The sequence below is a fragment of the Nocardioides sp. SR21 genome, from assembly GCF_022761125.1.
Classification (GTDB): Bacteria; Actinomycetota; Actinomycetes; order Propionibacteriales; family Nocardioidaceae; genus Nocardioides.
This window is the reverse complement of record NZ_JAKWJR010000007.1, coordinates 78,947-92,484: the sequence shown is the minus strand read 5'-3', so window position 1 is coordinate 92,484 and position 13,538 is coordinate 78,947. Positions and strand designations below refer to the sequence as shown.

The window sequence follows — 13,538 nt, the reverse complement described above, 5'->3', positions numbered from 1 at the left end:
GCCCAGAGTAGTGGGGCAGATACGCTTGGCGTTCGTGAGCGAAGCTGAGTTCCTGTACTCCGACCTCCTGCCGACCGGCAAGGACGAGACGCCGTACCGGCTGATCACCACCGAGGGCGTCTCGACCTTCGAGGCGAACGGCCAGACGTTCCTGCAGGTCGCGCCCGAGGCCATCCAGCGGCTGACCGCCGAGGCGATGCACGACATCAGCCACTACCTGCGCCCGGCGCACCTCGCCCAGCTGCGCAAGATCATCGACGACCCGGAGTCGTCCGGGAACGACCGCTTCGTCGCGCTCGACCTGCTCAAGAACGTCAACATCTCCGCCGGCGGCGTGCTGCCGATGTGCCAGGACACCGGTACCGCGATCGTGATGGGCAAGAAGTCCGAGGGCGTGCTCACCGGGTCGGACGACGGCGAGGCGATCTCGCGCGGCGTGTACGACGCGTACACGAAGCTCAACCTGCGCTACTCGCAGCTCGCGCCGCTGACGACGTACGACGAGAAGAACACCGGCACCAACCTGCCCGCGCAGATCGAGATCTACTCGACGCCGCAGACGAGCGGGAAGCCGGAGTACAAGTTCCTCTTCATGGCCAAGGGCGGCGGGTCGGCGAACAAGTCGTTCCTGTTCCAGGAGACCAAGGCGATCCTGAACCCGCAGCGGCTGCTGAAGTTCCTCGACGAGAAGATCCGCTCGCTCGGCACGGCCGCGTGCCCGCCGTACCACCTGGCGGTCGTCATCGGCGGTACGTCGGCGGAGTTCGCGCTGAAGACCGCGAAGTACGCCTCGGCGCACTACCTCGACAACCTCCCGACGTCGGGCTCGATGTCGGCGCACGGCTTCCGCGACGTGGAGCTGGAGGACGAGGTCTTCAAGCTGACGCAGTCGTTCGGGATCGGCGCGCAGTTCGGCGGCAAGTACTTCTGCCACGACGTCCGCGTCGTGCGGCTGCCGCGCCACGGTGCGTCCTGCCCGGTCGCGATCGCGGTGTCGTGCTCGGCGGACCGGCAGGCGCTCGGCAAGATCACGCCCGAGGGCATCTTCCTCGAGCAGCTCGAGACGGACCCGGCGCACTACATGCCCGACGCCGGCGTGGCCGAGGACATCTCCGGAGGCGAGGTCGTCTCCGTCGACCTGAACCGGCCGATGTCGGAGATCCTCGCGCAGCTGTCGCAGTACCCCGTGAAGACCCGGCTCTCGCTGACCGGTCCCCTGGTGGTGGCCCGCGACATCGCGCACGCCAAGATCAAGGAGCGGCTCGACGCTGGCGAGGAGATGCCGTCGTACCTGAAGGACCACCCGGTCTACTACGCCGGTCCCGCGAAGACCCCCGACGGCCTGGCCTCCGGCTCCTTCGGCCCGACCACCGCGGGCCGCATGGACTCCTACGTCGCGGACTTCCAGGCCGCCGGCGGCTCGATGGTCATGCTCGCCAAGGGCAACCGCTCCAAGCAGGTCACCGAGGCCTGCGCGACGCACGGCGGCTTCTACCTCGGCTCCATCGGCGGCCCCGCCGCCCGCCTCGCCCAGGACTGCATCAAGGACGTGTCGGTCCTCGAGTACGAGGAGCTCGGCATGGAGGCGGTCTGGAAGATCGAGGTCGAGGGCTTCCCGGCGTTCATCGTCGTCGACGACAAGGGCAACGACTTCTTCACCGACCCGTCGGGCGCCGTCACGGTGCCGATCACCGGGTTGCGGGTGCGGTCGGCCGAGTAGCGAGCGCGCGCCGCTCAGCCGGTGGTCTCGACGTCGTCCTGGTCTGGGTGGCGGTCCTGGCGGTCCTCGTTGGTGACGGCGTCGGGGCCGGTGGGCCCCTCATCGGCGCCGTCGGGCTGGCCGGCGACGGCGTCGCCGTCGGAGATCGACTCGTCGGGGTCGCGCAGCGCGCTGACCTCGGAGACCTGGCCGTCCTGCGTGTTCTCAGTCATGAGGGGGCGGTACCCGGAACCCTGCGGGGGACTCATCCGTTCCACCGGAAGAACGACGAGAGGACACCACACATGCAGTGCCCCACCGACCAGACCACGCTGGTGATGAGCGAGCGCAGCGGGATCGAGATCGACTACTGCCCGACCTGTCGCGGCGTGTGGCTCGATCGCGGCGAGCTCGACAAGATCATCGAGCGGTCCGTCAGCCAGCCGGCGCCGCAGGCCGCCCCGCCGCAGCAGCAGTACCAGCAGCAGCCGCCGCAGCAGCAGCACTACCAGCAGCAGTACCAGCAGCCCTACAAGAAGAAGCGCAAGGAGAGCTGGCTCAGCGAGATCTTCGACTGACGCCACCGACGGGTCCGTAGGGTCGGCCCGTGGAGTACGTCGAGATCGCCCGGGCCGAGACCGAGCGCGGGGAGCTGGTGCTGCGCGAGCGCCGCGCGGAGAACGCCCCTGCCGTGCTGGAGCTGCGCGCCAACGGGGTGTTCGTCATGGACACCCTCGAGACCAGTACCGAGCAGGCGCTGGCCGAGGCTGCGCTCAAGGAGGTCGAGGACCCGCGCGCGGTCGTCGTGGGTGGGCTCGGCCTCGGGTTCACGATGCACGAGGTGCTGCGCGACAGCCGCGTGGAGAAGTGCGCGGTCGTCGAGATCGAGCAGGCGCTGGTCGACTGGATGCGCGACGGCACCGTGCCGCACGGCCCGGCGCTGCTGGCCGACGAGCGGGTGACGGTGGTGGTCGCCGACATCGCGGTCGCGCTGGCCGAGGCGAAGCCGGCGTCGTACGACCTGGTGCTGCTCGACGTCGACAACGGCCCCGGCTACCTGGTGCACGACGCGAACGCCGCGCTCTACCTCGCGCCGTTCCTCACCACCGCGCGCGCCGCGCTGCGGCCGGGCGGCGTGCTGGTGATCTGGTCCGCCGCCGAGGCCCCGGAGCTCCAGCAGGAGATGAGCCGGGTCTTCGGCCAGGCGCACGGCTACGGCCACGACGTGCTGCTGCAGGACCGCGAGGAGCAGTACTGGCTCTACACGGCACGGGTACCGTCCGACGCATGACCGACTACCGCGTCGAGCACGACAGCATGGGCGAGGTGCGCGTGCCGCAGGACGCCCTCTGGCAGGCCCAGACCCAACGAGCCGTCGAGAACTTCCCGATCAGCGGTACGCCGATCGAGCCTGCGCTGATCCATGCGATCGGGCACGTGAAGGCGGCCGCCGCCGTCGTCAACGGCGAGCTCGGCGTGCTCGACCAGGAGCGCGCGCACGCGATCACGGCCGCCGCCCGCGAGGTCGTCACCGGTGACCACGACGCGGAGTTCCCGATCGACGTGTTCCAGACCGGGTCGGGCACCAGCTCCAACATGAACGCCAACGAGGTGATCGCCACCCTCGCCGGCGAGGGCGTGCACCCCAACGACCACGTGAACGCCAGCCAGTCGAGCAACGACACGTTTCCCACCGCGATCCACGTGGCAGCGACCCTGGCGGTGACCGAGACCCTGCTGCCCGCGCTCGACGTGCTCGCGAGCAGCCTCGAGCGCAAGGCCGAGGAGTTCGCCGGGCTGGTGAAGTCCGGCCGCACCCACCTGATGGACGCGACCCCGGTGATGCTCGGGCAGGAGTTCGGCGGGTACGCCGCGACCGTGCGGTACGCCGCCGAGCGGCTCGAGTCGGCCCTCCCCCGCGTCCGCGAGCTGCCGCTGGGCGGCACGGCGGTCGGCACCGGCATCAACACCCCGCCCGGGTTCGCCGAGCGGGTCATCGCCGTACTCGCCGAGACGACCGGGCAGCCGTTCACCGAGGCGCGCAACCACTTCGAGGCCCAGGCCACCCGCGACTCGCTGGTCGAGCTGAGCGGGGTACTGCGCACCTATGCGGTCGGGCTCACCAAGATCTGCAACGACCTGCGCTGGATGTCGTCCGGGCCGACCACCGGGCTCGCCGAGATCCACCTGCCCGACCTGCAGCCGGGGTCGAGCATCATGCCCGGCAAGGTGAACCCGGTGCTGCCCGAGGCCACGCTGATGGTCTGCTTCCAGGTCGTCGGCAACGACGCCGCCGTCACCGCGGCCGGCGCGAGCGGCAGCTTCGAGCTCAACGTCGCGATGCCGGTGATGGCGCGCAACGTGCTGGAGTCCGTGCGGCTGCTGGCCGCGTCGTCACAGCTGCTCGCCGAGCGCTGCGTCGACGGGATCACTGCCGACGCTGACCGGATGCGGCAGTACGCCGAGTCCTCGCCGTCCGTGGTCACCCCGCTCAACAAGCACGTCGGCTACGAGGCCGCGGCGAAGATCGCCAAGCAGGCGCTCGCCGACGGTGCGACGATCCGCGAGACCGTGATCAAGCTCGGGTACGTCGAGCGCGGTGAGCTCACCGAGGAGCAGCTCGACGAGGCGCTCGACGTGGAGTCGATGACGCGGCCCTAGGTGCCCCAGGTCTCGATACGCTCTCGATACGCGCGTCGCGCTACTCGACCTCTCCGCGTGCGTCTGCGAGCTCGCTCGCAGCGCGTCAGTACCAGCCGACGGACTCGGAGTGCGCCCAGGCGCTGCACGGGCTGCCGTACCGGTCCTGGATGTAGCCCAGGCCCCAGGTGATCTGGGTGACGGGGTTGGTCTCCCAGTCGGGGCCGGCCGTGGCCATCTTGGAGCCGGGCAGCGACTGCGGGATGCCGTGGGCGCCCGACGACGGGTTGTGGGCGGCCGGGTCCCAGTTGCTCTCGCGGGTCCACAGCGAGTCGAGGCAGCCGAACTGGTCGGAGCCGAAGCCGAACTGCGGCATCAGCGCCTGGGCGATGTCGCGGGGGTCGCCGTCGGCGAGGCTCACGGTGCGCGTGACCGCCGGGCCGTCGTCGACCGACAGCGCGGCCTTCTTGGCCGGGTCGGGGGCGTCGCGCCGGTCGAACGCGCGGGAGACGGTGGGCTCCCGGTCGACCGCGTCATCGGCCGAGTCACCGACCGACCCATCAACCGTGGGAGCGTCGCTGGCCGCACCGGAGACCGTCGACCCGAGGTCCTCGGCGACCGAGGCGACGTCACCGGGCGCGGCGAGCACGCCCGCCGAGACCGCGAGCCCGGTCGCCGCCGCTGCGAGACCCGACGTCACCACGGTGCTGCGCAGGACCTTGCGCGGCACCTTCGTGAGGGCCGAGGGCTCCGGGGCGTGCCGGTGCTTCGGGACGTACTTCGGGGGCTTCGACAAGGGCTCGTCTCGGGTTCGTAGGGCGGACTCGGGGCGACAGGTCACGAAAAGGTCACGGGCCACCCTGCCTGACCGATCGGCCGGACACCAATCGAACTGCACATTCGAGACGCCTCATTCGTCCCATGTGCACCAGGGGCCTCAGAAGTGCGTCGGTTTCCCCGGTTGACCGGGGAAACCGACGCAGGATCAGTCCGATATCACACCCTCAGATGGCCACCGACTCCAGCATCTCGGTCACCAGCGCCGCGATCGGCGAGCGCTCGGAGCGGGTCAGCGTGACGTGCGCGAACAGCGGGTGACCCTTGAGCTTCTCGATCACCGCGACGATGCCGTCGTGGCGCCCGACCCGCAGGTTGTCGCGCTGGGCGACGTCGTGGGTGAGCACGACCTTGGAGTTCGCGCCGATGCGGGACAGCACGGTGAGCAGCACGTTGCGCTCCAGCGACTGCGCCTCGTCGACGATCACGAACGCGTCGTGCAGCGAGCGGCCGCGGATGTGGGTCAGCGGCAGCACCTCGAGCATCCCGCGGTCGAGCACCTCCTCGATCACCTCGTGCGAGGTGATCGCGCCGAGGGTGTCGAACACCGCCTGGCCCCAGGGCGACATCTTCTCCGACTCCGAGCCGGGCAGGTAGCCGAGCTCCTGGCCACCGACCGCGAACAGCGGACGGAACACCACGACCTTCTTGTGCTGCCGGCGCTCCATCACCGCCTCGAGCCCGGCGCACAGGGCGAGCGCGGACTTGCCGGTGCCGGCGCGGCCGCCGAGCGAGACGATGCCGACCTCGGGGTCGAGCAGCATCTCGAGCGCGATCCGCTGCTCGGCGGAGCGGCCGTGGATGCCGAACGCCTCGCGGTCGCCGCGCACCAGGTGCACGCGCTTGTCGGGGCCGACCCGGCCGAGCGCGGTGCCGCGGTCGGACAGCAGCACCAGGCCCTGGTGGCAGGGCAGGTCGCGCGCCTCCGCGAGGTCGAGCACGCCGTCGTCGTACAGCTCGTCGACCTCCACGGCCGCGACCTCGAGCTCGGCCATGCCGGAGTAGCCCGTGTCGGAGTCGCTGATCGCCTCGGCGCGGTACTCCTCCGCGACCAGACCGACCGCGGACGCCTTGATCCGCAGCGGCAGGTCCTTGGAGACCAGCGTGACGTCGCAGCCCTCGTTGGCCAGGTTGCAGGCCACCGCGAGGATCCGGGTGTCGTTGTCGCCGAGCCGGAAGCCCGACGGCAGCGCCTGCGGGTCGGTGTGGTTGAGCTCGACCCGGATGGTGCCGCCCTCGTCACCCACCGGGATCGGCTCGTCGAGCCGGCCGTGGGTCACCCGCATCTCGTCGAGCATCCGCAGGGCGGCGCGGGCGAAGTAGCCCAGCTCGGGGTGGTGCCGCTTGCCCTCCAGCTCGGTGATGACCACCACGGGGAGCACGACCTGGTGCTCGGCGAAGCGCCGCAGCGCCCCCGGGTCGGCCAGCAGCACGCTGGTGTCGAGGACGTACGTGCGAACGGCGGCCTTGGCGGCGGCGGCTTTCGCGCGAGTCCTCGAGGCAGTGGTGGAAGCGGAGCGCTGCGACTTCTGAACCGTTGTCGGCACCGGTGACACCCCTTGTCAGGCCGGCGCGCACTCTCCGCCGGCTTCGGTTTCAAGCAGACGGACCGGAACGAGCCCGAGCGCCGGAGTGCCGGCTCCCGGTCGCGCGGCAGCCAGGCCACCGCACTGTGCAGTCGTGAGTACTCACGAACGGGCCTCCCGGTACAGGGAGCTTCCCCACTCCCCGATATTCGGAAAGTACGCCGCGGCCCCGGCGGTTTCGGGCGACACGCCGCAGCCGCGACGTGAACCCTGAGTTACGAACCGCCCTTCGGCGAGCTCAGGAACCGAAGCGCCGCTCACGCTGCGCGTAGGCGCGGACGGCGCGCAGGAAGTCCACGCGCCGGAAGTCGGGCCAGTACGCCTCGCAGAAGTAGAACTCCGAGCGCGCGCTCTGCCACAGCAGGAAGCCACCGAGCCGCTGCTCACCGGAGGTGCGGATCACCAGGTCGGGGTCGGGCTGGCCCTTGGTGTAGAGGTGCTCCGCGATGTGCTCGACGTCGATGATCCCGGCGAGCTCCTCCATCGAGGTGCCCTCGGCCGCGGCCTCCTGGAGCAGGGAGCGTACGGCGTCCGCGATCTCGCGGCGCCCGCCGTACCCGACCGCGACGTTGACGAGCATCCCGTCGACATCGCGGGTCGCCTCCTCGGCGGCCTTCAGCTTCTCGGCGAGCGAGGCCGGCAGCAGGTCCAGCGCGCCCACCGGGTGGATGCGCCAGCGCTTCTGGTCGGCGAGGGACGCGACCGCCTCCCCGATGATGTCGAGCAGCGGAGCCAGCTGCGCCTCGGGGCGGTTGAGGTTGTCGGTCGACAGCAGCCACAGCGTGACGACCTCGATGCCGACCTCGTCACACCAGCCGAGCAGCGGCTCGATGTTCGCGGCGCCGGCCCGGTGGCCGTGCGCGGTGTCGCGGCCGACGGCCTTGGCCCAGCGCCGGTTGCCGTCGAGCATCACGCCGATGTGCTTCGGGAGTCCCTCGGAGGGCATCCGCCGGAGCATCCGGGCCTCGTACGCCGGGTAGAGCACCCGCCGGAGTCCGCGCTTCCAGTCCGCCACCCCTCGATGTTACAGACGCGGCGTGCCCGAAGGGTTGACATGACGTTCATCGCACGAAGGGGTTCCGTGACCGCTCCTTGGGTAGGTTCAACCCATGAGCCAGTCGATGAACGAGACCGTGCGCCACGGTCTGGACACCCTGTCCGACGTCATCGCCGACGTGAAGCCCAAGCTCCGAGGCTGGCTGCACCTCGGGATCGCACCGCTGACGCTGGCCGCCGGCATCGTGCTGATCGCGCTGTCACCGAACTCCGCCACCCGGATCGGCTCGGCGCTGTTCACCGGATCGGCGCTCATCCTCTTCACGGTGTCGGCGATCTACCACACCGGCACCTGGTCGCCGCGGACGTGGGCGTTCCTCCGCCGCTTCGACCACTCGAACATCTTCCTGCTGATCGCGGGCTCCTACACGCCGTTCGCGCTGATCCTCCTCGACGGCACCCAGCAGGTCGTGCTCCTCGCGACGGTGTGGACCGGCGCGGTCCTCGGCGTCGGGTTCCGGGTCTTCTGGACCGACGCGCCACGCTGGCTCTACGTGCCGCTGTACATCGCCCTCGGCTGGGCCGCGATCTTCTTCATCCCGAGCTTCTTCGACGGCGCGACCCGGCTCGGCGTGGGCATCGGCATCGCGACGTTCACGCTGATCGTGGTCGGCGGTGCGCTCTACACGTTCGGCGGCGTCGTCTACGGCTTCAAGCGGCCGAACCCGTGGCCGCAGTGGTTCGGCTTCCACGAGGTGTTCCACACCTTCACGATCCTGGCGTTCGTCTCGCACTACGTCGGCGTCTCGCTGGCGACGTACTCCCTGCGCTGATCGGACGAAACTCGCCCGAAATTTATCGGCGGTTCACTCGACCCGGGTCCTGGTCTAGCCGATAGATCTCGTCCCACGCCGTTCCTCAGGTTCACCCTTCAACGACCGATGTGCCCCCTGACCGGGCTCCGTGGCCCGGACGCTCTCGGGGACGTCAGTCGTGCGTTCACATCGAACGCTGGGAAGGAAAAGCCCGTCATGAGAAACATCCGTTGGACGGTCGGTCGCAGGATCGCCGCCATCACGGCCATCGGGCTCGCGTCCGCCATCCTCATCGCCGCCGTCGCCTTCTCGCGCGCCGACGACGTGGCGTACGACGCCGAGCGCGCCAAGGTGCACAACGCGGCCCGCGCGCTGGTCCAGTCGCTCGACACCCGCTCCAGCGAGCTCAAGGTCGACGCCTTCAAGGCCGTCACGCTCGACGACCCGACCACCGCTCAGGCCGACGTGATCGACGACACCGAGCAGGTCGCCGGCTTCATCGCCGAGATGCGCAAGCTCCCCCTGGACGACCACGACATGAAGGCCATCGACGCGATGGAGGCGGACTTCGCGACGTACACCGGCGAGATCTCGGCGTTCATCGACGCCGCCGTCGCCGACCAGGACGGCCAGCGCGGCAACGCCGAGCAGATCCAGGCCTCCAACGAGAAGATGGACGACTCCCTGGGCCACCTGGTCGAGCTCCTCAACAAGGACTCGGTCGCCGCCTCGCAGGCGACCATCGACACCGCGAACGGCATGCGCACCATCGTGCTGATCTTCACGGTGATCGGCCTGCTCGTCGCCGCGGCGATCGCGTTCGTGATCACCCGCAGCCTGGTCCGCCCGCTCAAGGACGCGGTCGTCGGCCTGCAGCGGTTCGCCGCCGGTGACCTGACCGCCCGCCTCGACGAGAAGACCTCCGGCGAGGCCGGCGACATCTCGGTCGCGTTCAACCGGACCATCGAGTCGGTCAACGGCATCGTCACGACCGTCGCCGGCTCCGCCGACGCGGTCGCGGCAGCCTCGGAGCAGCTCTCGGCGTCCTCGCAGGAGATCGCTGCGGGCGCCGAGGAGACCTCGGTCCAGGCCGGCGTCGTGTCCGCCGCCGCCGACGAGGTGTCGCGCAACGTGCAGACCGTCGCCGCCGGCGCGGAGGAGATGGGCGCCTCGATCCGCGAGATCGCCGGCTCGGCCAACGACGCCGCCCGCGTCGCCGCCCAGGCCGTCGGCATGGTCGAGAGCACCAACGAGTCCGTCTCCCGACTCGGTACGTCGAGCCAGGAGATCGGTGACGTCGTGAAGACGATCACCTCGATCGCCGAGCAGACCAACCTGCTCGCGCTCAACGCCACGATCGAGGCCGCGCGTGCCGGCGAGGCCGGCAAGGGCTTCGCCGTGGTGGCCAACGAGGTCAAGGAGCTCGCGCAGGAGACCGCGCGGGCCACCGAGGACATCGCCCGCCGCGTCGAGGCCATCCAGGGCGACACCGGCGGCGCCGTGACCGCGATCGGCGAGATCGCGACCATCATCGGCTCCATCAACGACTACCAGCTCACGATCGCCTCCGCGGTCGAGGAGCAGACCGCGACCACCAACGAGATGGCGCGCAACGTCGCCGAGGCCTCCACCGGCTCGGGCGAGATCGCCACCAACATCTCGACGGTGGCGGGCGCCGCGGAGACCACCACCCAGGCGGTCAGCCAGACCCTGTCCGCGATCGCCGAGCTCTCCCGCATGTCCCAGGACCTGCGGACCGAGGTAGGCCGCTTCACGCTTGCCTGACCCCCCCATGTCGGCGGGTGGCGACGCGTCTCGGGGACGCCGCCACCCGCCGCGGTCATTTCGCTAGTCGCGCAGCTCCGGGCCGACGGTCGTGCCGCGGCCGTGCAGCATGGTGACCATGCTCGCCAGCTGCTGGTCGGCCTTCTCGGTCCGGCCGAACGACGTGAGGTTCAGCATCGGCTTGAACCGCTGCCGCGCGATCGCCTTGGCGTAGCAGAACTCCTTGAGGCCGTCGGCGCCGTGGATCCGGCCGAAGCCCGAGTCACCGACCCCGCCGAACGGCAGGTTCGGGATCGCGGCGAACGTGATCACGCCGTTGATCGAGGACATGCCCGAGCGGATCCGCTCGGCGATCGCCATGCCGTTGGCCTTGCTGAAGACCGAGTTGCCCAGGCCGTACCGGGTCGCGTTGGTGCGCTCGACCGCCTCGTCCATGTCGCGCACCTTGGCGATCGTCACCGTCGGGCCGAAGGTCTCCTCGGTGACCGCGGTCGAGTCCTCGGGTACGTCGACCAGGATGGTCGGCTGCACGAAGCGCTCCCCCACGGCGTCGGCGCCGCCGACCAGCGCGCGGCCGCCTCGGTCCAGCGCGTCCTGGATGTGGCCGCGGATCACGTCCATCTGCTTGGGCATCGTGATCGGACCGATCGGCGAGTCGTCGCCGTCGAACGCGCTGAGGCCCCGGGCCTTCTCGGTGATCGTGCTGACGAACGCGTCGTACACGCGCTCGTGGACGTAGATCCGCTCGACGCCCGTGCAAGTCTGGCCGGCGTTGCTGCACGCGCCCCAGAGGGCGGCGTCCGCGGCGGCCTCGATGTCGGCGTCCTGGTCGACGATCACGGAGTCCTTGCCGCCGGCCTCGATGACCACGGGGGTGAGCGTCTCGGCGCACGCCGCCATCACGCGCTTGCCGGTCGCGGTCGAGCCGGTGAAGGCGATCTTGTCGACGCCGGACCGGCACAGGGCGGCGCCCGTGTCGCCGAAGCCGGTGACCACCTGGAGCACCGGGCGGCCGACCGACTCCTGGAACGTGCGTGCCAGCCACTCGCCGATCGCCGGGGTGTACTCGCTCGGCTTGAACACCACGGCGTTGCCGGCCGCGAGCGCGTAGACGATCGAGCCCATCGGCGTGAAGACCGGGTAGTTCCAGGGCCCGATGACGCCGACCACGCCGAGCGGCCGGTACTCCACGGTCGCGGCCTGGTTCACCATCAACATGCCCGACGCGACCCTGCGCCGCTTGAGCACCTTCTCGGCGTGGCCGGCGGCCCAGTTCAGGTGGTCGATCGCCAGCGCGGCCTCCATGACGGCGTCGCCGTGCGGCTTGCCCATCTCGAGGTGCATCAGGTCGGCCAGCTGTGCGAGCCGGCGCACCATCACGCCCTTCCACGTCGACAGGTGCTTGCCGCGCTCGTCGAACGACAGGCCCGACCACCACGCGGCCTCGACCTTCGCGCGCGCGACGGCGTCGCGGACCTCCTCCTCCGAGTGGATCGGGTGCGTGCCGACGACGTCGCCGTTGGCGGGGTTGATCGACTCGAAGGTCGAGGCCGACGGGCGGGCGGGGGCCTGGGTCATCGCGAGCTCCTGATCAGGTCGGCGGCCTTCTCGGCCACCATGATGGTGGGGGCGTTGGTGTTGCCGCGGGGCACGTCGGGCATGACCGACGCGTCGACGACACGGAGGCCGGAGACGCCGTACACGCGCAGGTCCGGGTCGACGACGGCGTCCTCGCCGGTGCCCATCGCACAGGTCGAGGTCGGGTGGTAGAGCGTCTGCGCGTAGCGGCGGATGTGCTCGAGCAGGTCGTCGTCCGACGGGTCGGCCGGCAGGTTCCACGGCTTCTCGAGCAGGTCGGCGAGCGCGCCCTGCGTGGAGATGTCGAACGTACGGCGGGCTCCCGCGAGCAGCGCGTCGAGGTCGGTCTGGTCCTCGAGGTACGCCGCGTCGATCGCGGGGTGCCAGCTCGGGTCGGCCGAGCGCAGCCGGATCGAACCCCGGCTCCGGACGTGGACCAGCGCGGGCGCGGCCGTGAAGGAGCGGGTGGTCGGCTCGTGCAGGCCGTTGTCGTAGAAGGCGGTCGGCACCACGTGCACCTGGACGTCCGGTGCGGGCAGACCGTCGCGGCTGGCGAAGTAGCCGCCACCTTCCCCGACGTTCGACGTGAGCGGCCCGGTGCCGCGCGCCTTCCAGCGCGCGAAGTTGCGCAGGTTGTTGAGCTCGGCGAGGTCCGTGGTCCCCCGGGTGTGCCAGATCAGCGGGATCACCGGGTGGTCCTGGAGGTTCGCGCCGACGCCCGGCAGGTCGACGCGCGCGTCGATGCCGACCTCGGCCAGGTGCGCGCGTGGCCCGATCCCCGAGAGCAGCAGGAGCTGCGGGCTGTTGATCGCGCCACCGGACACGATGACCTCGCGACGCGCACGGACGGTGTGCTCGGCGCCGCCCTGCCGGAACGTCACACCGGTCGCGCGCTCGCCCTCGATCTCGAGGCGCGACGCCAGGGCTCCGGTCGTGATGGTCAGGTTGGACCGGCCGCGCGCGGGCTCGAGGTACGCCTTGTACGTCGACCAGCGCCGGCCCTTGCGGCACGTGACCTGGTAGCGCCCGGCGCCCTCCTGGCTCGCGCCGTTGAAGTCGTCGGTGCGCTTCAGCCCGGCGCTGACCGCGCTCTCGACCCACGCGTCGGTGGTCGGGTGGGTGTAGCCCCGGTCCTCCACGCGCAGCGGCCCGCCCTGGGCGTGGAACGGCCCGGACAGCCGGGCGTTGTCCTCGGAGCGCAGGAAGTACGGCAGCACGTCGTCGTACCCCCACCCGGTCGCGCCGTACTGGTCGCGCCAGGTGTCGAAGTCGAGCGGGTTGCCGCGGATGTAGATCATCGCGTTCATCGACGAGCAGCCGCCGAGCGCCTTCATCCGCGGCCAGTACGTGCGGCGACCGTGCAGCTGCTTCTGCTCGGTGGTCTCGTAGTTCCAATCACGCTTGGTCTTGAACAGGGACGCGAAGGCCGCCGGGACGTTGATCTCGTCGGCGTCCGCCTCGCCGCCGGCCTCGAGCAGCAGCACGCTGACGCCCGGGTCCTCCGACAGTCGAGCTGCCACCACCGCGCCGGCGCTGCCCGCGCCCACAACGACGTAGTCGTACGTGTCCTCAGCCATGCCGCTCCTCAGCGCAGTGCCGACT

General features: G+C 70.5%; 12 protein-coding genes. 6 read left to right on the top strand and 6 right to left on the bottom strand.

From position 1 onward, the window contains the following. Positions 1–34 precede the first annotated feature (34 nt). Positions 35–1,720 (top strand): fumarate hydratase, encoded by a 1,686-nt coding sequence (locus MJ604_RS14505; RefSeq protein ID WP_243059206.1) that lies wholly within the window; start codon positions 35–37, stop codon positions 1,718–1,720. A 14-nt stretch (positions 1,721–1,734) separates the two neighbouring features. On the opposite strand, the gene MJ604_RS14500 is transcribed toward MJ604_RS14505, so the two are convergent. Beyond that, positions 1,735–1,932 carry a hypothetical protein gene (locus MJ604_RS14500; RefSeq protein WP_243059205.1) on the bottom strand — a complete coding sequence of 66 codons (198 nt, stop codon included), beginning with the start codon at positions 1,930–1,932 and terminating at the stop codon, positions 1,735–1,737. Between the two features lie 72 nt (positions 1,933–2,004). Between MJ604_RS14500 and MJ604_RS14495 the strand changes: the two genes are divergently transcribed. Genes MJ604_RS14495 through MJ604_RS14485 form a run of 3 tightly spaced genes read left to right on the top strand, consistent with a single transcriptional unit; the run spans position 2,005 to position 4,360 of the window. Then, positions 2,005–2,277 carry a zf-TFIIB domain-containing protein gene (locus MJ604_RS14495; RefSeq protein WP_243059204.1) on the top strand — a complete coding sequence of 91 codons (273 nt, stop codon included), beginning with the start codon at positions 2,005–2,007 and terminating at the stop codon, positions 2,275–2,277. Between the two features lie 29 nt (positions 2,278–2,306). Beyond that, a complete protein-coding gene (locus MJ604_RS14490; protein ID WP_243059203.1) occupies positions 2,307–2,990 on the top strand; it encodes a spermidine synthase in 684 nt (227 codons plus the stop codon). After that, positions 2,987–4,360, top strand: a complete 1,374-nt coding sequence (locus tag MJ604_RS14485; RefSeq protein WP_243059202.1) for an aspartate ammonia-lyase — start codon at positions 2,987–2,989, stop codon at positions 4,358–4,360. Before MJ604_RS14490 ends, MJ604_RS14485 begins: the two co-directional genes overlap by 4 nt. 85 nt (positions 4,361–4,445) lie before the next feature. Here the strand turns inward: MJ604_RS14485 and MJ604_RS14480 are convergent, their stop codons facing one another. The 3 genes from MJ604_RS14480 to MJ604_RS14470 all read right to left on the bottom strand — a co-directional run bounded on the left by MJ604_RS14480 (position 4,446) and on the right by MJ604_RS14470 (position 7,777). Further along, a complete protein-coding gene (locus MJ604_RS14480; protein WP_243059201.1) occupies positions 4,446–5,135 on the bottom strand; it encodes a lytic transglycosylase domain-containing protein in 690 nt (229 codons plus the stop codon). A 208-nt stretch (positions 5,136–5,343) separates the two neighbouring features. Then, positions 5,344–6,609, bottom strand: a complete 1,266-nt coding sequence (locus MJ604_RS14475; RefSeq protein ID WP_243059464.1) for a PhoH family protein — start codon at positions 6,607–6,609, stop codon at positions 5,344–5,346. Between the two features lie 391 nt (positions 6,610–7,000). Then, positions 7,001–7,777 carry an isoprenyl transferase gene (locus MJ604_RS14470; RefSeq protein ID WP_308194140.1) on the bottom strand — a complete coding sequence of 259 codons (777 nt, stop codon included), beginning with the start codon at positions 7,775–7,777 and terminating at the stop codon, positions 7,001–7,003. A 94-nt stretch (positions 7,778–7,871) separates the two neighbouring features. On the opposite strand from MJ604_RS14470, the gene MJ604_RS14465 reads away from it, so the two are divergent. Together MJ604_RS14465 and MJ604_RS14460 are read left to right on the top strand one after the other, a co-directional pair. Beyond that, complete coding sequence (locus tag MJ604_RS14465; RefSeq protein ID WP_243059200.1) at positions 7,872–8,591, top strand: hemolysin III family protein; 720 nt, start codon at positions 7,872–7,874, stop codon at positions 8,589–8,591. Positions 8,592–8,789: 198 nt separating this feature from the next. Continuing rightward, positions 8,790–10,358, top strand: coding sequence for a methyl-accepting chemotaxis protein (locus tag MJ604_RS14460; protein WP_243059199.1), 1,569 nt, complete (start codon positions 8,790–8,792; stop codon positions 10,356–10,358). Between the two features lie 63 nt (positions 10,359–10,421). Here the strand turns inward: MJ604_RS14460 and MJ604_RS14455 are convergent, their stop codons facing one another. Further along, positions 10,422–11,936: an aldehyde dehydrogenase family protein gene (locus tag MJ604_RS14455; RefSeq protein ID WP_243059198.1), complete on the bottom strand. Its 1,515-nt coding sequence runs from the start codon at positions 11,934–11,936 to the stop codon at positions 10,422–10,424. After that, positions 11,933–13,513 (bottom strand): GMC family oxidoreductase, encoded by a 1,581-nt coding sequence (locus MJ604_RS14450; protein ID WP_243059197.1) that lies wholly within the window; start codon positions 13,511–13,513, stop codon positions 11,933–11,935. Before MJ604_RS14450 ends, MJ604_RS14455 begins: the two co-directional genes overlap by 4 nt. Positions 13,514–13,538: the final 25 nt, after the last annotated feature.

What these genes read in the sequence shown, in the direction of transcription:
- MJ604_RS14465 (WP_243059200.1), top strand. Translation starts at nt 7,872, where the DNA reads ATGAGCCAGTCGATGAACGAGACCGTGCGCCACGGTCTGGACACCCTG.
- MJ604_RS14495 (WP_243059204.1), top strand. Translation starts at nt 2,005, where the DNA reads ATGCAGTGCCCCACCGACCAGACCACGCTGGTGATGAGCGAGCGCAGC.
- MJ604_RS14450 (WP_243059197.1), bottom strand. Translation starts at nt 13,513, where the DNA reads ATGGCTGAGGACACGTACGACTACGTCGTTGTGGGCGCGGGCAGCGCC.
- MJ604_RS14455 (WP_243059198.1), bottom strand. Translation starts at nt 11,936, where the DNA reads ATGACCCAGGCCCCCGCCCGCCCGTCGGCCTCGACCTTCGAGTCGATC.
- MJ604_RS14460 (WP_243059199.1), top strand. Translation starts at nt 8,790, where the DNA reads ATGAGAAACATCCGTTGGACGGTCGGTCGCAGGATCGCCGCCATCACG.
- MJ604_RS14500 (WP_243059205.1), bottom strand. Translation starts at nt 1,932, where the DNA reads ATGACTGAGAACACGCAGGACGGCCAGGTCTCCGAGGTCAGCGCGCTG.
- MJ604_RS14485 (WP_243059202.1), top strand. Translation starts at nt 2,987, where the DNA reads ATGACCGACTACCGCGTCGAGCACGACAGCATGGGCGAGGTGCGCGTG.